25 protein-coding genes are annotated in these 21,374 nt (G+C 44.3%); 5 read left to right on the top strand and 20 right to left on the bottom strand.

Going from position 1 to position 21,374, the window contains the following annotated elements; genetic code table 11:
* Nucleotides 1–5: 5 nt before the first annotated feature.
* Genes yhbY through CVN76_RS16250 form a run of 4 tightly spaced genes read right to left on the bottom strand, consistent with a single transcriptional unit; the run spans nucleotide 6 to nucleotide 2,780 of the window.
* Complete coding sequence (yhbY, locus tag CVN76_RS16265; protein WP_061144534.1) at nucleotides 6–296, bottom strand: ribosome assembly RNA-binding protein YhbY; 291 nt, start codon at nucleotides 294–296, stop codon at nucleotides 6–8.
* Nucleotides 290–1,132: a shikimate dehydrogenase gene (gene aroE, locus CVN76_RS16260; protein ID WP_061144533.1), complete on the bottom strand. Its 843-nt coding sequence runs from the start codon at nucleotides 1,130–1,132 to the stop codon at nucleotides 290–292. The genes yhbY and aroE overlap by 7 nt, the downstream gene beginning before the upstream one ends.
* 20 nt (nucleotides 1,133–1,152) lie before the next feature.
* A complete protein-coding gene (gene yqeH / locus CVN76_RS16255; protein ID WP_397252481.1) occupies nucleotides 1,153–2,262 on the bottom strand; it encodes a ribosome biogenesis GTPase YqeH in 1,110 nt (369 codons plus the stop codon).
* The gene (locus CVN76_RS16250) at nucleotides 2,259–2,780 is read right to left on the bottom strand and encodes a YqeG family HAD IIIA-type phosphatase (RefSeq protein WP_061144531.1); all 522 of its coding nucleotides are present in this window, start codon (nucleotides 2,778–2,780) and stop codon (nucleotides 2,259–2,261) included. The genes yqeH and CVN76_RS16250 overlap by 4 nt, the downstream gene beginning before the upstream one ends.
* Before the next feature lie 453 nt (nucleotides 2,781–3,233).
* Here CVN76_RS16250 and CVN76_RS16245 point away from each other — a divergent pair, with 453 nt between their 5' ends.
* Nucleotides 3,234–3,374 (top strand): sporulation histidine kinase inhibitor Sda, encoded by a 141-nt coding sequence (locus CVN76_RS16245; protein ID WP_061144530.1) that lies wholly within the window; start codon nucleotides 3,234–3,236, stop codon nucleotides 3,372–3,374.
* Between the two features lie 48 nt (nucleotides 3,375–3,422).
* On the opposite strand, the gene CVN76_RS16240 is transcribed toward CVN76_RS16245, so the two are convergent.
* Nucleotides 3,423–4,208 (bottom strand): phosphatidylserine decarboxylase, encoded by a 786-nt coding sequence (locus CVN76_RS16240; protein WP_100532141.1) that lies wholly within the window; start codon nucleotides 4,206–4,208, stop codon nucleotides 3,423–3,425.
* A gap of 136 nt (nucleotides 4,209–4,344) precedes the next feature.
* Here CVN76_RS16240 and pssA point away from each other — a divergent pair, with 136 nt between their 5' ends.
* Nucleotides 4,345–4,884, top strand: coding sequence for a CDP-diacylglycerol--serine O-phosphatidyltransferase (pssA, locus tag CVN76_RS16235; protein ID WP_061144528.1), 540 nt, complete (start codon nucleotides 4,345–4,347; stop codon nucleotides 4,882–4,884).
* 65 nt (nucleotides 4,885–4,949) lie between these two features.
* Here the strand turns inward: pssA and CVN76_RS16230 are convergent, their stop codons facing one another.
* On the bottom strand, nucleotides 4,950–6,740 hold the full coding sequence (locus CVN76_RS16230; protein ID WP_100532140.1) for a M3 family oligoendopeptidase: 1,791 nt from the start codon (nucleotides 6,738–6,740) through the stop codon (nucleotides 4,950–4,952).
* Nucleotides 6,741–6,896: 156 nt separating this feature from the next.
* Between CVN76_RS16230 and CVN76_RS16225 the strand changes: the two genes are divergently transcribed.
* On the top strand, nucleotides 6,897–7,199 hold the full coding sequence (locus tag CVN76_RS16225; RefSeq protein WP_100532139.1) for a hypothetical protein: 303 nt from the start codon (nucleotides 6,897–6,899) through the stop codon (nucleotides 7,197–7,199).
* 309 nt (nucleotides 7,200–7,508) lie between these two features.
* Here the strand turns inward: CVN76_RS16225 and sigK are convergent, their stop codons facing one another.
* Entirely contained in the window at nucleotides 7,509–8,231 is a 723-nt protein-coding gene (gene sigK, locus CVN76_RS16220; protein ID WP_034308596.1) for an RNA polymerase sporulation sigma factor SigK, read from the bottom strand.
* A gap of 191 nt (nucleotides 8,232–8,422) precedes the next feature.
* Between sigK and CVN76_RS16215 the strand changes: the two genes are divergently transcribed.
* Nucleotides 8,423–8,605, top strand: a complete 183-nt coding sequence (locus tag CVN76_RS16215; RefSeq protein WP_100532138.1) for a hypothetical protein — start codon at nucleotides 8,423–8,425, stop codon at nucleotides 8,603–8,605.
* 199 nt (nucleotides 8,606–8,804) lie between these two features.
* Here the strand turns inward: CVN76_RS16215 and CVN76_RS16210 are convergent, their stop codons facing one another.
* The 6 genes from CVN76_RS16210 to CVN76_RS16185 form a co-directional block, all read right to left on the bottom strand.
* The gene (locus tag CVN76_RS16210; RefSeq protein ID WP_081092517.1) at nucleotides 8,805–8,945 is read right to left on the bottom strand and encodes a YrzI family small protein; all 141 of its coding nucleotides are present in this window, start codon (nucleotides 8,943–8,945) and stop codon (nucleotides 8,805–8,807) included.
* Between the two features lie 999 nt (nucleotides 8,946–9,944).
* Nucleotides 9,945–10,211: a YrhC family protein gene (locus CVN76_RS16205; RefSeq protein ID WP_061143641.1), complete on the bottom strand. Its 267-nt coding sequence runs from the start codon at nucleotides 10,209–10,211 to the stop codon at nucleotides 9,945–9,947.
* Between the two features lie 115 nt (nucleotides 10,212–10,326).
* Nucleotides 10,327–11,463: a bifunctional cystathionine gamma-lyase/homocysteine desulfhydrase gene (locus CVN76_RS16200; protein ID WP_100532137.1), complete on the bottom strand. Its 1,137-nt coding sequence runs from the start codon at nucleotides 11,461–11,463 to the stop codon at nucleotides 10,327–10,329.
* A 2-nt stretch (nucleotides 11,464–11,465) separates the two neighbouring features.
* Entirely contained in the window at nucleotides 11,466–12,389 is a 924-nt protein-coding gene (locus CVN76_RS16195; RefSeq protein WP_100532136.1) for a PLP-dependent cysteine synthase family protein, read from the bottom strand.
* A 93-nt stretch (nucleotides 12,390–12,482) separates the two neighbouring features.
* Nucleotides 12,483–13,178 carry a 5'-methylthioadenosine/S-adenosylhomocysteine nucleosidase gene (gene mtnN, locus CVN76_RS16190; RefSeq protein ID WP_100532135.1) on the bottom strand — a complete coding sequence of 232 codons (696 nt, stop codon included), beginning with the start codon at nucleotides 13,176–13,178 and terminating at the stop codon, nucleotides 12,483–12,485.
* A 17-nt stretch (nucleotides 13,179–13,195) separates the two neighbouring features.
* Complete coding sequence (locus tag CVN76_RS16185) at nucleotides 13,196–13,834, bottom strand: class I SAM-dependent methyltransferase (protein ID WP_100532134.1); 639 nt, start codon at nucleotides 13,832–13,834, stop codon at nucleotides 13,196–13,198.
* 269 nt (nucleotides 13,835–14,103) lie between these two features.
* Between CVN76_RS16185 and CVN76_RS16180 the strand changes: the two genes are divergently transcribed.
* Nucleotides 14,104–14,316 carry a DUF2536 family protein gene (locus CVN76_RS16180; protein ID WP_057911652.1) on the top strand — a complete coding sequence of 71 codons (213 nt, stop codon included), beginning with the start codon at nucleotides 14,104–14,106 and terminating at the stop codon, nucleotides 14,314–14,316.
* Nucleotides 14,317–14,371: 55 nt separating this feature from the next.
* Here CVN76_RS16180 and CVN76_RS16175 read toward each other — a convergent pair whose 3' ends face one another.
* The 7 genes from CVN76_RS16175 to CVN76_RS16145 all read right to left on the bottom strand — a co-directional run bounded on the left by CVN76_RS16175 (nucleotide 14,372) and on the right by CVN76_RS16145 (nucleotide 21,304).
* On the bottom strand, nucleotides 14,372–15,040 hold the full coding sequence (locus CVN76_RS16175) for a YrrS family protein (RefSeq protein WP_157805682.1): 669 nt from the start codon (nucleotides 15,038–15,040) through the stop codon (nucleotides 14,372–14,374).
* A 100-nt stretch (nucleotides 15,041–15,140) separates the two neighbouring features.
* Nucleotides 15,141–16,880, bottom strand: coding sequence for a peptidoglycan D,D-transpeptidase FtsI family protein (locus CVN76_RS16170; protein WP_100532132.1), 1,740 nt, complete (start codon nucleotides 16,878–16,880; stop codon nucleotides 15,141–15,143).
* Nucleotides 16,881–17,009: 129 nt separating this feature from the next.
* Complete coding sequence (gene greA, locus CVN76_RS16165; RefSeq protein WP_061143648.1) at nucleotides 17,010–17,486, bottom strand: transcription elongation factor GreA; 477 nt, start codon at nucleotides 17,484–17,486, stop codon at nucleotides 17,010–17,012.
* 290 nt (nucleotides 17,487–17,776) lie between these two features.
* Nucleotides 17,777–18,415 carry a uridine kinase gene (udk, locus tag CVN76_RS16160; protein WP_100532131.1) on the bottom strand — a complete coding sequence of 213 codons (639 nt, stop codon included), beginning with the start codon at nucleotides 18,413–18,415 and terminating at the stop codon, nucleotides 17,777–17,779.
* A gap of 1 nt (nucleotide 18,416) precedes the next feature.
* A complete protein-coding gene (locus tag CVN76_RS16155; protein ID WP_100532130.1) occupies nucleotides 18,417–19,688 on the bottom strand; it encodes a peptidase U32 family protein in 1,272 nt (423 codons plus the stop codon).
* 31 nt (nucleotides 19,689–19,719) lie between these two features.
* Nucleotides 19,720–20,649, bottom strand: a complete 930-nt coding sequence (locus CVN76_RS16150; protein WP_100532129.1) for a peptidase U32 family protein — start codon at nucleotides 20,647–20,649, stop codon at nucleotides 19,720–19,722.
* On the bottom strand, nucleotides 20,636–21,304 hold the full coding sequence (locus CVN76_RS16145) for an O-methyltransferase (protein ID WP_100532151.1): 669 nt from the start codon (nucleotides 21,302–21,304) through the stop codon (nucleotides 20,636–20,638). Before CVN76_RS16145 ends, CVN76_RS16150 begins: the two co-directional genes overlap by 14 nt.
* Nucleotides 21,305–21,374: the final 70 nt, after the last annotated feature.

Genomic DNA, 21,374 nt, shown 5'->3' with positions numbered 1-21,374 from the left:
TTCCCTTAAGGTAGTTTAAGTTGTTTATTTTCTCTTGATTCTTTATACAGGACGATGGTATTGCCGATGATTTGAACCAATTCCGCCCGCGCACCTTTTGATAAAGAAAGACCCACATCATTGCGGTCTTCTTCACAGTTTTGCAGGATGCTGACCTTGATCAATTCACGTACTTCAAGAGCCTCACCGATTTGCTTGATGAGATTATCATTGACCCCGCCTTTCCCGACTTGAAAAATCGGGTTGAGGTGATGGGCCTTCGATCGTAAGAATCTTTTTTGTTTTCCTGTTAACATGTGTTACCTCCTAGTTTGTTCAAGACAATATCTGTCATTCTTGCTGTATCCGGCATAATGCCCGTCCATATCTCAAAAGCGAGCGCCCCCTGGTTGATGAACATTCCCAGGCCATTTTGCGTTTTCGCCCCTTTTTCGGAAGCTTCGCGCAGCAGCTTGGTCTGCAGGGGATTGTAGATGATGTCACTGACTATTGCGCCGGTTTTAAGCCGGTCGACATTCAACGGTGAATGATCATACTCAGGACTCATTCCCGATGATGTCGTTTGGATGATTAAATCATATTGTGATAAGCTTTGTTCCGCTTCGATAATCGAGAGTGCCTTCGATATTTTATCATATGGGCAATCAGAAACAAGCTCAGCCGCTCTTTCCTTCGTCCGATTTGCAATATCGACTTGCTTTACCCCTTCTTTCACAAGAGTAAAATAAATCGCACGCGCAGCACCGCCCGCTCCGATCACTAACGTTTTTTTAGCCTTCATGTCACCTGATATTTCATCGCATAAGGATTTGAAAAATCCTTTTCCGTCTGTATTATACCCTATAAAGCGACCATTTTTGTTAACAACCGTATTTACAGCCCCGATTGCCAGGGCCAGCTCATCCACTTCATCAAGGAAGGGGATGATGGATTCCTTATGCGGGATCGTGATGTTAAACCCTTCTATACCAAGGGCTTTCATGCCCTTAACAGCATCGTTCAATCCTTCTTTCGTCACATGAAAATGGTGATAAACCGCTTCTATATTTTCTTTTTCGAATGCATCATTATGGATGTCCGGTGACATCGAATGTGCGATTGGATCTCCCATTACCCCATAGATCTTTTTCATAGTCATTGACGACCCCTATATTAGATTAATGATTTTCGAACGATGACATTGACCCCTTTTGGGACATGTGCAACGATTTTTGCTCCCGGCTCATTGACTGTCACCCAGCCAAGACCAGAAAACACAATATCCATTTTACCATCTTTTAAAGAGAATTCATGCGGAATCAACTTCGGAAATTCCTCGATTTGTTCAGGCCGTGGCGGCGTCAATAATTCTCCGGCATGATTTTTGTACAGCTCATCAGCCTTTTCCAATTTCGTACGATGGATGTTCAATTCATTCGAAAGGTAGCAAGTGAGGGAACGCCTTCCGCCCGAGACGTAATCCAGCCTGGCCAGTCCTCCAAAAAATAACGTCTGCTCCTCATTCAACTGATACACTCTTGGCTTGATTTCCTTCTTCGGCATGATCACCTTGAAATCCCGCTTGTCCACATAATGGGCCATTTGGTGGTGATTGATGATTCCTGGCGTATCGATCAGTGCCTGTCCATCATCCAAAGGTATTTCGATCATGTCCAAAGTCGTGCCCGGGAAATGGGAAGTCGTGATGATATCGCCTTCTCCGCTCACTTCTTTAATCAGGCGGTTAATGAAAGTAGATTTACCAACATTCGTACAGCCCACAACATAGACATCCTTTCCTTTGCGATACCGTTCGATCGCATCGGCCGCTTCAAGGATGTGCTTTCCTTTGTCTGCACTGACAAGTAAGACATCAACCGGATTCAATCCCAATTCCTTCGAAGATTGCTTCATCCAATTGATCAATTTATTCGGTTTCACGGACTTCGGCAATAAATCCACTTTATTCCCGATCAAAAGAACATCATTTCTTCCCACAAATCGATGAAGGCCCGGCAGCCAGCTTCCATTGAAATCAAAAATATCGACGACCTTGACGATCAAGGAATCTGTTTCGCCGACTTTATTCAAGATTTTCAAGAAGTCATCGTCTGTTAAGGATACATCCTGAACCTCGTTATAATGCTTCAATTTAAAGCAACGCTGACAAACGATCGTCTCTTTTTCCAGAGCTGATTTAGGGGCAAAGCCCAATTCCTTCGGATCTTCCGTCTGGACCTTCACGCCGCAGCCGATGCACACTAATTCTTGATGATTGTTCAATTGTGATCCTCCCATTCTATCATCCCTTTTCGTTTAAAAAAGGCCATGATCTTTCTTTCAAAATAACGATTGATTTTCGTCCTGAATTCATCAGTCTGGGCGACAGGAACCACTAAAATCGTATGGAACCCACCTCTGTTCCCTCCCAATACATCCGTCAATAACTGATCGCCGATCACAACCGTCTCCTCTAACTTCAATCCCATCGCCTTACGCGCTTTATGGAAGGCCCGCGACATCGGCTTCCTGGCCTGATGGATGAACGGAATGTGAAGCGGATCGGAAAAAGACCGAACCCGATTTTCATTATTATTGGATACAATCGTCACTAAAATGCCATGGGCCCGCATGTTATCGAACCATTTGATTAAATCTGGTGTCGCTGTAGGCCTGTCCCATTCAACAAGGGTATTATCCAAGTCGGTGATGACTCCCTTTATCCCTCTTTTTTTCAATTCTTGAGGATCTATATTAAAAATGCTTTTAACATGTTCACTCGGCAAAAATAATTTAAGCATATGGGCACCTCTATATTTTCATTAAAATTTACCGTCTCCATCATATCGAATTTTCGGCTTACTTTCAAAAAAATTTAGGAAAGCGGGCTTACGGTAAAAAATCATCATAATGTAAGTTTTCGGATATGGGAAGGCATTTTTAAGAAAGACAGGAAATTAGGCGAACGAAAGACCTAATTATTCCGAAAAGATTTCGACAAAAATTTCATTCGCTCAGCCTGTGGATAACTTTACTAACATTTTCCATGCTGAGTGGCACCATTTCGGCCACTTTGTAAACATCTTAACCACAGGTTATCCACTTTTAACTGTGGATAACAGAACGATTGTTCTCCGTGTTTATTTCTGATACAGTAGGGGTACAGCAAGGAAGACTTATCAATATATGTAAGAAAACACAGAAATATTCCTCGCAATTCCTACTGGAGGTGAGCAGCCGTAAATGGCGACCTGATGCAAAAACTATCTGATGACCTGTTGCTGGAATCCTATTTTAAAGCACAGAATTTAAAGCTTAGTACCGAATTCATCCGCCTCATAGAAACGGAGATTCATCGAAGAGCCTTGACACATAAAATCCGAGCCTTAATTTAATATGGCATACATAGGCTGACATCATATGTCAGCCTTCTTATTTTAGTTTTAAACGGCCTTCATATATCCAATGGCTTCACCGACACGGACATTAGCGGGAATGGACAAGCTTCCTTCCAGCTCGAACTTGTTCTTCTCAAAAAGAAGGACCACAGTCGAACCAAAGCTGAAATAAGAAAACTCCTGGCCTTGCTCCAATTGTTTCGATTGATCGGTAATGACGATTGAGTTGATATACATGGCACCGACCTTCACCATCGCCAAACTTCCCGCCTCATTTTGCAGTTCAGTTATTGTACGATAATTTTTTGACAAAGGCTCTTTTCCATATTTCATCCCCCACTTATTAACGGGGTACGATTTCCTCCCAAGCATCCAACGTTTGATTACGGCCCCCTTGATCGGTGCATGAATCCTATGGTAATGACTTGGGCTTAAGTACAGAACGAGGTATTTGCCGCCTAAGTACTTTTCCAAAGCAAGCTCATCCTCGAGCATCTCCTCCATCGAATATACCTTTCCCTTAACGACGATTTTTTTATCTGCCGTTATTTCACCCGAGTCCTCGAGAACGCCGTCCACGGGACACGCCACCGCAGATGCGGCAGCCGTGGTCGGCCTGGCCCCCGCCTTCAGCTTCCTCGTGAATAGCTCGTGCAGATTGGAATATGCCTTTATATCCTTTCCAAATTCTTGTTGATTGAGATTAAATGTCTTTACATAAAGTAAAATCAAGGGCCTGCTCCAGCGGGATTGGCTAAAACGCTTTAATAAACCTGAAGAATGCCTTCCATTCGTCAGTTCGATCAATATGCGATACAAAGACTGATACAAAAAAATCCACTCCAAATTGTAAAATTATTCAAAAATACCTTGCATAAATTGTGCTAAATAAAATATTATTATATAATAAACCCTTATGAATACTATATTTTTGTTTTATTTTGTTTCATTTGAAAGGAGTGAAAAGATGTTTTTACTACACGCCCTAGATCAAACCATTAAAAAAGTGAAAGCTCAAACAGCAAATATACTTACTTTAATGAATTTATCCCTCGGTGGATTCGCAATAATTGCCGTGATGCACGGCCAATTGAATTTAAGCCTGTTATTGATATTCCTGGCTGCCCTTGCAGATCGCTTTGACGGAATGGTTGCACGGAAGTTCAACATTGAATCGGAATTGGGTAAGCAACTTGATTCCATGTGTGACATCATTTCTTTCGGCGTCGCACCTGCTCTATTATTATACCAAGGAATTTTAATAGAATTCGGTGCTCCGGGCACTATTTTCACCGTTTTCTACATCGGCTGCGGCGCTTTCCGCCTCGCACGCTTCAATATCAGCGAAAGCAATGGTTACTTTACAGGGGTGCCCATTACGGTTGCCGGCTGCATCGCAACGGTAAGCTTTCTGGCCATCCCGTATTTCCATCCGGCCTTTTTCTTATCCCTCATGATTATATTATCATTGCTTATGGTCAGTCCATTTAAAATGAAGAAAGTTTAATGGCGAAAGCGGATGTCCTAAACCGGACATCCGCTTTTTTGTTCCTATTCACCCTGAAAGCTCACTTACGCTTTTTTGACAAGCGGATCGGTCAGGTTCATGAATTCCTCGACATCATCCATGCAGGCAAGAACCGCTTCTTCCCAGAAATCACGTGTCGTCAAGTCGACGCCCAAATGCTTCTTCGCCAAATCCTCGACTTTCATCGAACCGGTATCCTTTAATAAAGCGATATATTTTTCTTCGAATCCTGCAGGTTCCTTCAGGGCATTCGCATAGATCCCCAAGGAGAACAAGTATCCGAATGTGTACGGGAAATTATAAAATGGTACACCCGTAATATAGAAATGAAGCTTTGAAGCCCAGAACGTTGGATGATAATCACTTAAGGCGTCCCCATATGCGTCTTTTTGGGAGTCAAGCATCAGTTCATTCAATCGTTCAGCACTGACATAGCCCTGTTTCCTCTCCTCATAAAATTTGGTCTCGAATAAAAAGCGGGCATGAATATTCATTAACAATGCCACCGAACGCTGAATTTTATCTTCTAATTGAACCAGCTTTTCTTCCTCACTTCCCGCTTCCTTCACAGCAGCATCGGAAACGACCATTTCAGCAAAGGTAGAGGCTGTTTCAGCCACGTTCATCGCATATGATCGATTCAACGGATGGATATCCCTCATGGCATAAGAATGGAACGCATGCCCCAATTCATGGGCCAATGTCGATACATTCGAAGGTGTACCTGAATATGTCATGAATATCCTGGACTGCTTGCTTAATGGGAACCCCGTACAAAACCCGCCAGGCCTCTTACTAGGCCTGTCCTCCGCTTCAATCCAGCTCTCATCGAAGGCTTGTTGAGTGAAGCTAGCTAACTCCATGCCGAATTTAGAGAATTGCTGCACGATGAAATCCGCGCCTTCTTGATAATCCATCACTTTGGACTCCGCGGTCACCGCGAGCGGCGCATCCAGATCGGCCCAACTCAATTTATCCAAATCCAGTAACTCCGCTTTCCTTTGTAAAAACCTCACCAACGGCTCCTTATGATCGGCAATGACATCCCACATGCTCTCGAGTGTTTCTTTTTTCATCCTCCCGATTTCAAGCGGCTCTTTCAAAATATCATCCCAGCCCCTTTTTTCATTCACACTGAGACGAAATCCAGCAAGATGGTTCAACGTGCGGGCAAAAAGATCACTTTTTTCTTCCCAAGCCTGTTCCCATGCAGCTAACAATTCTTTTCTCGCCTCTTGATCTGGCTCAGAAAATTTATTCGCCGCTTGTCCTACCGACAGCATGTCCCCTTTATACGGAATGGTCATGGAACCGACGATCGTATCATACATTTGGCTCCAGCCTTCGAATCCATCCAAGGACAGTTGCGTAATCAATGCCTCTTCCTTCACCGAGAGCTTTTCCTTAGCCCTTTCCCGACGTTCATTCAACACGAATTTCACTTCATCCAACGGTTCTTTGCCGAGCATGCTTTGAAAAAACGATTCATCAAGCCGGATCAGCTTTTCATCAAGCTTGCTTATAGCCATTTTGAGCGATGCTACGATTTTCATTTGTTTGATCCGCAGCTGCCCTGCCTTTTTATCCTGAGAGTTTTGAGCTTCCAGGCATCCGATGAAGGCGCCTGCCTGCGTGGACTTCATATTGGTGTTTTTCAAGAGGTCGAATGCCTCGATCAATTGGCCTTCATCGTTTTCTTCTGGTTTGATAGCACTTATAAGCAAGTCGAGCTCCTTCACCTCATCCTTGATTTCGTCCAAAAAATTCAGGAACTCCTTGGAAGAGCTTCCTCCTTTAAAAAAAATGTCCAAATCCCATGTTAAAGAATATCCCATTTTGCATGCCCCCTTTTATCAATAAGTTCATTATAGGGGTTTAGCCTGCATTTTTCTAACTAAAACGAATTTTCAGTATTTTTTAAAACATTTTTCTATATCTAAGATTAAAATAGTGTTATGATGAATATATTCTTCGAGAAAGGGGTGGTTCATATGAAATTCGTCATCCAGCTGTCTGCCATCATACTCCTTTTATGGACCGTGCCCGCGCAGTTCCATCAGCATGCACAACAGCTAGCCCTTGAAGAACATACCGATGTTCACCATTGGGATAAGGCCGATAAAAAAGTGCCTCTCATCCCTGCCTTAAGTTCGTTGCAGGCGATCATCATAATTCTGTTAGTTGAATTTTCGATTTTAAGTTTCCTTTATTTCCATACAAATCTGCGACAAAGGTATCTCAGTCCCGTGTTTTTCCAGGCGAATAACGTAGCCGCCCACTCCGACATTTTATAAAAAATAAAATCGAGGAGTGATTCATATGTTGTTTCGTTTTATTATGATAGGGATCTTTTCTTTAACCGCATCACGTCTGTTCCTATTTCAGGGAATCGAGATTTATCATGCATTCGCTGATATGATCAGAAGTAAATACTAAAGCAAAAAGAGTGCCGGGAAATGTGCCGGCACTCTTTTTTTACGTTGGTTCTTTTCGTAAAGATTAATATTTTTTGAAGCGGAGTTGCGGACTCACCGCCCGCCCAAGCGAAGCGAGCATCGCGGGGAATCCACCCAAACCGCATAATGTGGAAATAGCCTTTGCGTTTAACCTTTAGCCTTCTTTTCCTTCTCTTTTTCCGCCCTGTAAAATTCATGGAACATCTTCATTAATGCACGTTTCTCGATCCTTGAAACATAACTGCGGGAAATCCCTAGCTCTTTGGCGATTTCCCTTTGAGTTTTTTCCTTTTTCAAGTCCAGCCCGAACCTGCCTACAATGACCTCCTTTTCCCGTTCATCCAATATATCAATATATTTTTTCACCTTTTCAATTTCCATATTGAGCTGGATCGTATCGATGACATCTTCAGATTCCGATTTCAGTACATCGATTAAACTGATTTCATTTCCCTCTTTATCCTGACCAATTGGATCGTGCAAGGAAATATCCTTTTTCGTTTTCTTTGTGGCGCGTAAATGCATCAGAATTTCATTCTCGATACATCTCGCCGCATACGTAGCGAGCTTTGTACCTTTCCCATCCGAATAACTTTCAATCGCTTTTATCAGACCGATCGTCCCGATCGAAATCAAATCCTCCGTATCTTCGCCCGTGTTCTCGAATTTCTTGACAATATGGGCAACAAGCCTGAGGTTATGCTCGATTAAGATGTTACGGGCATCCCCATCCCCTTCACTCATGAGCTTCAGATATTTCTTTTCATCCTGAGATGATAAAGGCTGGGGAAAAGCATTGTTTTTTACATAGGAAACAAATAAGTAAAATTCTTTGATGATATATCCGACAACTGTAAGTATTCCGGGCATTGGTTTCATCCCCCGTTTCTTTGGTTCCCTCATTCATACCTATGCAGCAGTGGGCTTGTTCGTGTCTGTCCCGAATAAAAGAAATCATGAAAGGATGAAATGTTTGTATCACCAATGGATGAATTCCCAATCGGACAAAACCATTCATTCATATAATAAAAATGAATTTTTAAGGAAGGTGGTGTCTTGGAATGGGATATAACTATGGACCATACGGTTGCTGCAACTATGGGTATCCGGCTCCGCCACCAAATTATGGCGGTGGTTACGGATACGGTTATGGCCTGTTTATCGTTCTGTTGATTGTATTGCTTATCTTCGGGTTCTGCTGGTTCCCGGGATATGGATATGGCGGACAAAGTTCGTGCTGCTAAAAGCAAAAAACTCGGCAGTTGGCCGAGTTTTTCCTTTTCACCTGATCGATTTTCCGACTGAGATCCGTTATATGCAAAGTCCGTTAGCCGGTATCCTTCTCCTGCCACCAGCAACGCTTTGCTCCCTTTACATAGACTAAGTTCATCATATTAACCTCCACCTTTCATTGAATTTTTGGGAAACCAAACCTCATCAGTCTTAGAAAAAAGGACGATGCTTCATCGCTTTGTCTAAATGTTCTTCACGAATTTTATTGATTCTCTCCTGCTGCATGCATTCCTCGGCAGTCATTTTTTTCATTTTGATCGTAATTGTGAAAAAAAGCATATTCAGTGTCATAAGTATCACCTCCTTTTAGGGTGCGGCCCCGCAAAAAGGCATAAAAAGGCCGCAGAAAGTTATGTTCTCCTGCAGCTTTTTCAAAAAAATATAAAAAGGCCGCAGGATAAAAGACTTCTCCCTGCGGCCGCTATGTTTGAATGATTAATAAAGCACAATCGCTTTAGAAATATTCCGCGTGGCACAGGTCGAATGGTATTTGATTGTCAATTGAAAAAGCCAAGCCAATTTGATTAGTGACGACTCCATATAGATACAAATTCATTTTCTTCGACCTCCCTTGGAATATTTTTTATTACTTGGTAAGTATATCCACAATTCCGAAATTTGTAAACGGCTTTTGCCTATTTTTTTAAAAATTCTTTCTTTTTACCCATTTTAAACGGAATTTATAGAATGTGGAGGCAATATGAATGACAAATCCCCAGGCAATAACAGCTTACTGTTGATTTGGAAATTAAACCGCCCAACTTGACCGCTCAAAAATTCAACCCGTTCAGGTCAATGAAACGACCCAAGTCCAAATACTATCGGTAAGGAGGGTCCTCATATAGGCTTCAGGCACTGTGGAATGGAATGGAAGGTTTGTGGCCTTCCGCTTAGGAAATACGCGGCTAAGGGAGGCCCCGCAGGCGCATGCGCCGAAGAGGCTAACGGACCCTCTGGATAAGGGAATGCCTCCAGAGCAATGAAATGGGCTAAGGTACAAGTACTAGCGGGTTTGGAGTTTACATCGAATCTGAGGTGAATTTTCATAAAAATTTCCTTTTCACAGGCAATTGGAGCCGTTTCTCGTCAATTTCATGCGTTACCCTCGAATCCGGTCATGATTCTCCATATAGTTACCGCTATCTTTCACCATTTCGGCGCGTTACCAAATCCTCCAATACGACGGACTCAGAATCCAACTTCGTGTTCATGCAGGAATATTCAAGAAACAAAAAAGATGCAGGCAAACTCCCTTAACGTCCGAGTTTGCCTGCAGCCTGTATCCTGATTCTATTGTTGTAAAGTATCCTGGTCATCCATTTCTGCCAAGATCTTTTTGTATTTATTGGATAAACGGAAAAATAATATGGATACGCCAAGGAACATGATCGTCGCTCCCATATAGGCATATGTGTCAATCATCGTTTTGCCGCCAGAGGGAAGGATGGTTCCTAAATAGAAAAACGAACCCACACATAGCAAAGTGATTCCAAATTGTTTAAAATCGGCCATTTTCGAATTAAGCATTGCCGCCGTTTGGTTTGTACGTTTTTTCATGCCATTCCACCTTCTTTCAAGCTGATAAGTTATCGATATCTCATTCTACCATATTTATTCCAAATGGCAGAAAGTAAATAATGGCAGTCAGCTTAAAATGCGGCATGGCCCCCTTTTACCCCTTTAGTGCTTGCTCCAAGTCTTCCAATAAGTCTTCCGCGTCCTCCAGGCCTACGGATATGCGAATGAGCCCGTCGGTTATTCCAAGCTCGGCACGGCGTTCCGCTGGAATGGAAGCATGCGTCATCAAAGCCGGCACGGAAATTAGGCTCTCCACTGCTCCAAGACTTTCAGCCAGCGTGAAGTATTTCACTTTATTCAAGACGGATGCGGCTTTTTCGGCACTGCCGACATCGAATGAAACCATGCCGCCGAAGCCACGTGATTGTTTTTTCGCTATTTCGTGATTTGGATGGCTTTCCAGACCTGGATAATAGATTTTCGAAACGCCTTCATGGGCGGATAAGTACTCAACGATCCGGGAAGTATTCTTTTCATGTTCTTCCATCCGGATTCCCAGTGTTTTAATGCCTCGCATCAGCAACCATGAATCTTGAGGCCCTAGCACGCCCCCTGTAGAGTTTTGGACGAAGTGAAGGTCATTGCCGATTTTTTCATCATTCACCACGACAAGGCCCGCTACAACATCGCTGTGGCCCCCCAGGTACTTCGTAGCGCTATGCAGGACGATATCCGCACCAAGCGTAAGCGGATTCTGCCAGTATGGCGTGCTGAAGGTATTATCGACGATCGTCAGGATCCCGTTTGCCTTCGCTATTTTTGCTACGGCTTCCAGATCCGTGATCTTCAGTAATGGATTCGTCGGGGTTTCGATGAACAACGCTTTCGTATTGTCCCTGATTTCGTTTTGGATCGAATCGATATCACTCGTATTGACGAATGAAGCTTCGATTCCAAAGCGATTCAGCACCTTCGTCATCACCCGGAAAGAACCTCCATAAACATCATCGGTCATCAGGACATGATCTCCGCTGCTCAACAGCATCATGACGGCGGTCATCGCTGCCATCCCGGAGCCAAAGGCGAATCCTCTTTTTCCTTCTTCAAGATCCTTGATCAATTCCTCAAGCGCATGGCGGGTAGGATTGCCTGTACGGGAATACTCATATCCGCGATGATCCCCCGGACCATCCTGTTTATAAGTGCTTACTTGATAGATTGGCACCGAAACGGCACCAGTTGCTTCATCTCCAAAAATGCCACCGTGGATCAATTGTGTTTTCTTTCTCATTTTTACATACCTCCCTGATAAATTTTCTTGCTTAAGTAACGTTCACTGGAATCGGGGAATACAACGACAATATTCGTCCCTGGGGAAGCCTTGGCCGCTTCATCCATGGCCGCAGCAAATGCCGAGCCGGAAGAACTGCCGACCAACAGGCCTTCCTTCATAGCCAATTCCTTGACCATATCGAACGCTTGCCGATCGCTTATCGTATGGATTTGATCAAAGTACGATTCATCCATATAAGCTGGTAAGAATTCCATTCCTATGCCCTCTGTTTTATGAGGTCCCGCTTCGCCTCCGTTCAATATCGACCCTTCCGGTTCGACAATGACCGTTTTGACAGCAGCCTTTTTTTCTTTTAAATAACGCGATGTTCCCATGAAAGTCCCACCCGTCCCGGCACCGGCAACAAATACATCGACTCTTCCATCCATCTGATCCCAAATTTCAGGTCCCAGCGTTTTATAATAAGCATCGGGATTGGCTGGGTTGGCAAATTGCTCAGGACAATATGACCCGGGAATTTCGGAAAGCAATGCCTTCGCCTTGGCAATCGCTCCTGTCATTCCTTCCTCAGTCGGGGTCTGGACCACTTTTGCTCCAAGAGCGCGCATCAATTCCTGCTTCTCGGCACTGAATTTCTCTGGTACACAAAATATCACATCGACTCCACTGTTTATCGCCGCAAGCGCCAGTCCAATCCCGGTGTTCCCGGCTGTCGGTTCGATGATGGTCCCGCCCTTTTTCACTTTCCCTGTCTGCAACGCCTGTGCCAAAAGCTCCTGGCCGAGACGGTCCTTCACACTGCCTCCCGGATTGAAGTATTCCAGTTTGGCAAAGATGCGGACGTCATCAGGAAGCGGGAAATGGGTGATTTCCATCAGAGGCGTCTTTCCGACCAACTCATGTATGTTTTGAAATACCTTCATATTCGTACATCCTTTCATAGTTTCCCTACCAATTTAGTGAGTAATAAAACCAAAGAGTAATCAGCGGAGAATCTCACGCTGATCACTGCTCATTCATTTCATTTTCCCAATCATTTTCACGATCAGATCAGCTGAATGAAGCGCAGCCGTTTCCAGGAATTTATCGAAGGAAATATTGGACTCCTTACCTGCGATGTCCGAAAGGGAACGTATGATGACAAATGGTGTTTGGAATTGGTAGGCCACCTGTGCAATCGCTGCCGCTTCCATTTCCACTGCATATAGATCCGAGAATTTCCCTCTGACGAATTCAACCCTGACAGGATCATTCATGAACGAATCCCCCGTTACGATCAATCCTTTCGCCACTTGTATATCCTGGATTTCCTTAGCCGCCTCTTCTGCAAGGGCAAAAAGCTTCTCATCCGGAATGAAGGCAGCCGGCAGCTGAGGAACCTGGCCATACTCATATCCAAAAACAGTTACATCGACATCATGGTGGCGAACTTCGGTAGAAATGACAACATCCCCTACGTTAAGTGCGGGATGATATCCGCCGGCAGAACCCGTATTGATGATCGCATCCGGTTTGAATTTTTCCAAGAGCACCGCCGTTGACATGGCGGCATTCACTTTACCGATGCCGGATTTAAGCAATATGACCTCGACACCGTCCAGTTTTCCTGTATTGAATTCGGAACCGGCAATGGTCACCTGCTCCAAACCTTCCAATTTATCACGTAAAATCGTAACTTCTTCTTCCATTGCTCCGATTATGGCTACTTTCATTAGTAAAAAACCTCTTCCTATAATTTTTCCGCCTCCATAATCCAGACAAATTGATTGCAGCGCTCGAAGTTCACAGAATACCCATGCTCTTCAAGAACACTTTCCAAAAAAGGAATGGTTGTATAATATTCCGTTTGCAAATCGTTCGCCAAATTATGAAAGCCTGCCTGCTTTGCATCGGAAATCGCTTTTTCATGCGCTTCCTTTGATTGATACATCGTATCCGCAAACACTATTTTACCACCAGTATTCAGTAACTTTCCATAGCTGGCTATCGCTTTTTCTTTTTCTTCATCCGTTAAATGATGAAATGCATACGTACTGACGATCGAATCCACACTTTCCGGCTCCGGGAAATCCATGAAATCGCCATCGGCTATTTCCGTTCTATCGCCCAACTTGCCAACCGCAATTTCCCTCATTGCTGGTGAAGGCTCGATTCCCGTAACCTTAAGGCCTTTTTTCAATAATCTCTCCGTTAAATTCCCGGTGCCCACTCCGAACTCCAAAACATGGCCATGAGCCCGATTCGTCACGCTATCCAAGATCCTATCATAGTGTTTAAATACCTCTTGATATTCAATATCGTGTCCACCGACAGTATCATCATACGATTTCGACCATTCCTCAAATAAATCCAAAAATTCTCTGCCCATTTTTTATCACCTTTTTATTATAATATAATAAAGCCTATAAGTATAATATGATTTAAACACAAAACAGTGCTGTTTATTTAGGCAAATTCACCATGCAGCAAAGATTCGCCTAAGCACTCTTTTATTATAATACAATAAAACCTATAAGTATAATATGAAATAATATGAAAAACCGTGCCGTTTTTTTAGGCAAACCCTCATTCCGTTTTAGATTCGGCTAAAATGGTGTGTTAAACTAGCATTATCTACTATGTTGGAGGGAAGCCTTAATGAATTTTCAGCTCGACTTAAATTTATTCGAAGATAAAATAGAGTTTTTCGAGGCAGAAAGCATCAAGAATCTCGAAGAAAAAATCCAGGCGCAAATCGAAATCAATAAAGCGATCATGCTCCAGGTTCATTCGGTCTCACATCAAATGTATGTAAGCGAGGAAGGCAGACGTTTTTATAGTGCTGTCGTTCATTTCAAGGCAAAAAAATGACCAAGCAAAAAGCCCCCCGGAGGAGTGTTCCTTCCGGGGGCTTACTAGTTTGGGACTATTTGCGTTTATCATTAACCTTCAATTCTTCGACTTTTACAGGTTTCCATCCAGAGCCGTCGACCCATTCAATATGGACCCGATAGGTTTTTGGATTGTCCCCTTCAGATACGGTACCGATGGCCGTGTTGGGCGAACCGCCGTTTTGAAGCCACCATAGCCTCATGCCGCCTTGATCGATCCCAGCTCCGAGCGCAATGGCTTTACTCATTTCGTTCCAGTCGACGGAGCCCTTTTGAAAGCTTGTCGTATGCTCACCGGATTGCTCGGTCCCGACTGGTTTCCAGCCCTCACTCTTATAGGTGGCCGCAACATTGCCATCTCCGCTTCCTTCCACTTCCACAAGCTCGGCATCTCCCGCTTTATCCGAAGCTTCTTCATCCTCTGTTGCCTTTTCTTCCTCTTCCTCCGTTGCATTAAGATCTTCGTCCGCTTCCTTCTCTGAATCCTTTTCTTCCACTTTCCCAGCAGGCTTGTCCACTTTGCCCTTATCTTTATCGGTAATTTGCTTCGGTTCAGTCGTGGTTGGATTAGCTTCAGTTCCCCCATCACTTAAGAAAATGGTGATGGCAACAATGACGATTAAAATGGAAACGATGGTTATTGCGATATTGTATATTTTATTTACTTTTCTTTTTTGATCTCGCTGATTGAATCGTGAGCCCAAGGTCCATTCCTCCCTTACCATTTCATTACTGCCCCATTTTAACATGATTCAGCGGCAGATAGAAGGGAAGGGTTTCCTACACTTTTCGTCATATCTCGTATCAGTCCTGGTCCTTGGCGTATATAACTTTTACAATATCTGAAAAAAGCGGCGTCATGCTGGAGCTATTCTCCTTCGTTTCAAAATTCACGGTAACTAGCGCATATTCGGGATTTTTATAAGGGAAGTAGCCAGCAAACCATTTATTGAGCTCCCCTTTTTCTATATTCGTCTGAGCTGTTCCTGATTTACCAGCAACCTCCACAGGCAAATCTCTCAAGGAAGCACCGGTCCCTTTTTCTTCGGTCACAACCTTCCTTAGGAGCTGCTGCATCTTCATCGCCGTATACGGAGAAAGTGTCTCCCCTCCCATGCTTTGATTCTTAAAGTCGACCACAGTCGTACTATTGTTGAATTCAACCTTGGAAACGGCTTTGACTTGTTCCTTCTTGCCGCCGCGGGCGATCGTAGCCATCATGTTCGCTATCGCCAGGGGTGTCGTTTGGACGTCCTGCTGGCCGATGGCGGTTTTGGCAATCATCTTGGGATCTTTCTTTAAATCATCGTCGTGCCAGACCTTTCCGGTTTGTTCATGGTACAACTGAGTGACTTTCGTATGATATACATCACCTTGCCAGCCCGTTTCACCTATCAACCCTAACTTCTTCGCATAGTTTTCCAGGAAGTCAGGATCCTTCTCGGCAATTTCCTGTGACAATTCGGCGAATGTCCTGTTACAGCTTTGGGCAAAGCTGCTTTCAAAATTCAGCATCCCCAATTCCCTCTGCTTATCCGTCCTTCCATCAATCGTCAAGTTACAATTGAATGTCCTGGAGGGACTAGCCGCCTTATGATCGATGGCGGCTGCGGCCGTGACCGTTTTAAAGACGGACCCTGGCGTTTTTTGAGTTAGCATCATATTGACTGCTCCTGCTCCATTCGGGTCTTTAATATTTAGGGCCGGACGCGATACCATCGCGACGATTTCACTTTTTTTGATATCGATCAGCACGAGTCCGCCTTTTTTTATGCCGCGTTCATCGACCAGCTTTTCCGCCTTTTCCTGTATTTGTTTATCGATCGTCGTCACGACCTTCACAGGATACAAGGGGTTGGCCGGTTCCACGTATTTAACATCGACACCAAACATCGGGCCGCCGCTTGCGTCCACATGAAAAACGAGCTTCGATTCCCCAGCCGAAAGCAAAAATTCATCAAAGGTCCTTTGCAGTCCTGTATTGCCGATTTTCGTTTCGGGGGATAAATTCAAGTCCGGATAACGTTTTTTCTTCTCAGCATCCGATATATTCGTCGTGCCGATCAATTGCGCTGCGGGTGTTTGATTGTGATACAGTTTTTCGTTCACGGCAAAGACGCCGGGAATCTTCAATTGATTGATCGCCTTCGATTGGCTCGCCGTCAACTCGATCGGGTCATCCCCGCCGAAAATGAATGGTTCATCCGCTTGTTCGATTGCCCGCTTCAGCTCACTTTCCGATCTGCCGATAATCGAAGCAATCTCATCTATAGGCCATGTCATTTTTTTCAGAAATGGAAACAGCACGAGCGTGGGGATTTCTTCATGAGCAAGCGGCTCCCCTTTCCTGTCATAAAACTTTCCGCGTCCATCATCAATCTTCAATATTTGGGAACGCTGCTCCACGCTTGCTTCTATCAGGTTCACATCATGCTTTGAAAAAGATTCTGTCGATACAAGCTGAATGTAAACAAGCCTGCCTATGAGTATCAGCATGCAAGTGGTCAAAAAAATAGCCAGCAACCTCAATCGTTTCTTTTTCATAAAATACACCTCGTAAACATTGTTGACGAGGTGCGAATTTTTAAACAATTATGAACAACTTTGCCGCAACATTTTTTCCCACAAAAAAGAGGAGGCCCATATGGACATCCTCTTTAATCTGTAAGTGGATCAGCTGATGGATACGATTTTGACGCTCATTTCGCCGCCAGGTGTCATGATCGATACCTTGTCACCGACTCTTTTGCCCATCAGGCTTTTCGCGATCGGGGAATCGTTGGAGATCTTCCCTTCGAATGGATCCGCTTCAACGCTACCAACGATGGAATAGGTCTCTTCGTCACCATTAGGAAGTTCAACGAATGTTACCGTCTTCCCAAGTGAAACGGTATCTGTATTCGAATCATCGCCTTCGATGATTTTCGCATTGCGGATCATGTTTTCGATCGTTGTGATACGGCCTTCAACGAAAGCTTGCTCCTCTTTTGCCGAATCGTACTCGGAGTTCTCGGAAAGGTCCCCAAAACTGCGGGCAATCTTGATTCTCTCCACTACTTCTTTCCGTTTAACCGTTTTTAATTGTTCCAGTTCTTGTTCAAGTTTCAACTTGCCTTCTTTAGTCATTGGATATTCTTTTTCAATTGCCAAAACCCTTCACTCCTTCAAATTCTTTATGCCAAGTTTATGTACTATACAGGTCTTAACTCTAAAAACTCGAGTCAAACTATATTAGTGCGCGACTTAAAAAGCACGCACAACCGATACTAAGAAACAAACGTTCTTTAGTATATGAACCGACTGCGGTTAGCAGCCGGTTCGTTCTGTATCAAGAATAGAGTATTGCGTTTTCCAACATTTGTCCAGTATTTCCCCCTAAATAAATGGGATTCTTTCAAAAACGGAGGAAAATGGCACCTATCATTATTTATGCTATGTTATTACAAAAAAGACTTTTGTTCAAGGATTGTTTGAATTTTAGTCACCATCAGGTCTATCGCAACATGGTTCTGTCCGCCTTCAGGAATGATGATGTCGGCATAGCGTTTCGTCGGTTCGATGAACTGGTTGTGCATCGGGCGGACGACACTGATATATTGATCGATGACCGATTCTAAGGAACGGCCGCGTTCTTTAATGTCACGGGTCATCCTCCGGAGGATTCGCAGGTCCGCATCCGTATCCACATATAGCTTCATGTCCATCAAATCACGGAGACGTTCATCCTCCAGCACCAAAATCCCCTCAAGAATGATGACATCCTGCGGTTCAACGGTGATGACCTCCTCGGAACGAGTATGGATCGAATAATCATAAACGGGTTTCTCTATCGTTTCATAGCGCAGCAATGCGTTAATGTGATCGATAAGCAAATCATTATCAAATGCCAGCGGATGATCATAATTCGTTTTCAACCGCTCTTCAAACGGCAGATGGCTTTGATCTTTATAGTAATAATCTTGTTCGAGCATCAAGATCGAGTGTCCTTGAAAGAATTCAAAAATGGAACGGGTAACACTTGTTTTACCTGATCCCGACCCTCCTGTAACTCCGATGACCACTGGTTTTTTTCTTGTCATGTCAATTCTCCTTCCGCATCATATTGTTCACATATACTCGATCATCTACCTGAATGCGGACAATTTGAAGCGGATGGCGAGCTGCCTCCAGCTCGTTGCCTGACTCATCCCAGATCGTTCCGATTTTTTGCGTAAAGTTTTCGATTTCCGGCCCAAAAAACTCGACTTCATCTCCAGGCTTGAAGAAATTACGCTGCTGCATGGTCGCGATTTTCGTTTCCTCGTCGTAATCGAGCACCAATCCAGCGAAGTCGAAGCGAGTCTTTACGGTATGATTCCCGAACATTTGCTGTTTATACCCAGGAATTTCCCCTTCCATGAAGGATGATGCCGTCTCACGATTCGCACACTTATCAAGCTCTTCCAGCCATTCCTGCTTGATCGTGAAATGATCGGGATCGGCACAATAAGCATCAATGACCTTGCGATAGACGCTGATTACAGTCGCAATATAATGAATCGATTTCATTCTTCCTTCGACTTTTAAGCTATCAATGCCGATTTCGATCATGCCCGGCAAGGATTCAATCAGCTTAAGGTCTTTCGGGCTCATGGCGAATGGAGCATCTTCTTTTTCGAATAAAGGCTTTTCCCCGTCTTGATCCAGCTCATATAAATCGTAATCCCAACGGCATGACTGGCAACAGCCGCCGCGGTTTGAATCGCGAGCCGTCATATGATTCGAAAGCGTGCAGCGTCCTGAATAAGCAATGCACATCGCACCATGTACGAAAGCTTCGATTTCAATATCGACCTTTTCCTTCATTTCACGGATTTCTTCGGCACTTGTCTCACGTGCCAGCACGACACGCTCCAAGCCCTCCTCTTTCCAATACTGGACAGCCTTCCAGTTCGAAAGGGATTGCTGTGTGCTCAAATGGATTTCCACTTTCGGGGCGACTCTTTTGCACGTCTCGATGATCAGGGGATCAGCGACGATAATTCCATGAACGCCAGCCTCCTGAAGGCCTTCCAAGTATTCTTCAAGACCATCGATATTTTCATTATGCGCGAAGATATTAGTCGTTACATATACTTTCGCACCATACTTCTTCGCGAACTCGACGCCTTCGGTCATTTCCTCAAACGTAAAATTTCCGGCATTGGAACGAAGGCCATATTCCTGTCCGCCAATGAAAACGGCATCTGCGCCATAATGGACCGCTATTTTTAGTTTTTCCAGGTTGCCAGCCGGGGCCAGCAATTCAGGTTTTTTTACAATGACTCTTTTTCCATCCACGATCCTGGAAATTTTATCAGCAATAGCATTCAAGGCTATTCCTCCTCTTCCTCTTACCCTTTTCTTAATAAACCGACTCTTTGAAGAAGAATCCTGTATCCAACTCCCGGCTAACCGGCTGGATCGCTTTGACTTTTTCGTAAAGATCCATTTTCAACTCTTCATACCGGTCGGGCTCCTCTGCACATAAGTCTATCGCTTCCCGGTATAGCTTTGTCATTTCCGTAATATATTCAGGGGTTTGCAACAATCCTTCAATTTTTAATGAATCGATCTCCGCCTCAATCAATTCCTGCAGTTCATCAATCATGCACATATCGTTCGGGCTCATGATATGTGTACCATTTTCATCTTCATAAATCGGATATTTGTTTTCTCGTTCCTTATCATGCAAGAACATATTTCTGCTTTCCTGACGATTTTCCACTGCCAATTCCTTGCCTTGGTATTCAAAGTAATTTCCGAGAAGCGTACGCTTGGACTGGAATATGCAAGTCATGCCGTGTACCTGCACTTCAAGCTCGACCTCGGCATTTTCCTTCATTTCGATTATTTCGTCCAAGCTTATTTCACGGGCAGCGAGGGCACGGACTGCACCGCGTTTCCCCCAATAATTACAGGTGTACCAGTTCGTCACCGTCATTTCCGTATTCCAGTGCAACGGCATTTCGGGAGCAACGGCACGGACTGCCATCAAGACTGCCGGATCACCGAAAACGATCCGGTCTGCACCGGCTTCTTTAAGGAAGGTGACGTAGTCTTCAAGCTCGTCCACCTTTTCATTATGAAAAATGGCGTTCATGGACACATACACTTTCTTGCCTGCGGCATGCGCCATCTCTATCGCTTTCTTGACATCCTCAACTATGAATTCCCCTGCCAGCCTAAGAGCGTAACGCTGCTCGCCAATGACGAATGCGTCAGCGCCAGCTTCAATAAGCTCCGCGATGTGATTGACACTTGTCGGGGTCACGAGTAATTCAGGCTTTTTCATTTTTGTCACCTCTATGTTTACTTATGGCTACACCATCGCCAATCGGCAATATTACGGTATCGAAATGAGGATGGTCATGCAACCACATGTTAAAGTCCCTGATTTTTTTGATGAGAGCTCGCTTACGTCTCGTCATTTCCATGTCTTCGATGTTTTCTGCGACCAAGCCTTTAAATAATACATTATCAGTAATGATTACTCCAGCTTCGGCAAGGTATGGTTCAAACAATTCAAAGAATCGCTTATACTGCCCCTTGGCGGCATCAACGAAGATGATATCGAATGGTCCGTGTTCGGCTACTTTCGGCCCTGCCTCAAGCGCATCCCCTTCAATGAGGGCGATTCTATTATTCAGTCCAGCTTTCTCGATGTTGGCCCTTGCCTGCCCAATACGAGCTTCATTGCGCTCAAGCGTCACGATTTTGGCTCCTGGCAGCGTTTCGGCCATCCTTATGGCGGAATAGCCGATTGCCGATCCGACCTCCAATATTGCCTGCGGCTGATGGAGTCTTAAGATCTGAAGCAGTACCTCAATGCCTTCCGGCTCCATGATCGGCACATTATTTTCCAATGCGAAATCTTCCATCTCCTTGATCAGCCCCGTACGCTCCGGAATCAAGGAATGAAGATATTGTTCTATTTTTCCGTTCAAGATGTTTCCTCCAATGATAAGAAAAACGAAAGCACTCGGCCAGTCCATGCCGTACAAGCCAGGTTCGAATGCC

It is taken from the genome of Bacillus sp. mrc49 (assembly GCF_002803435.1).
This window is presented reverse-complemented; position numbering and strand designations above follow the sequence as displayed.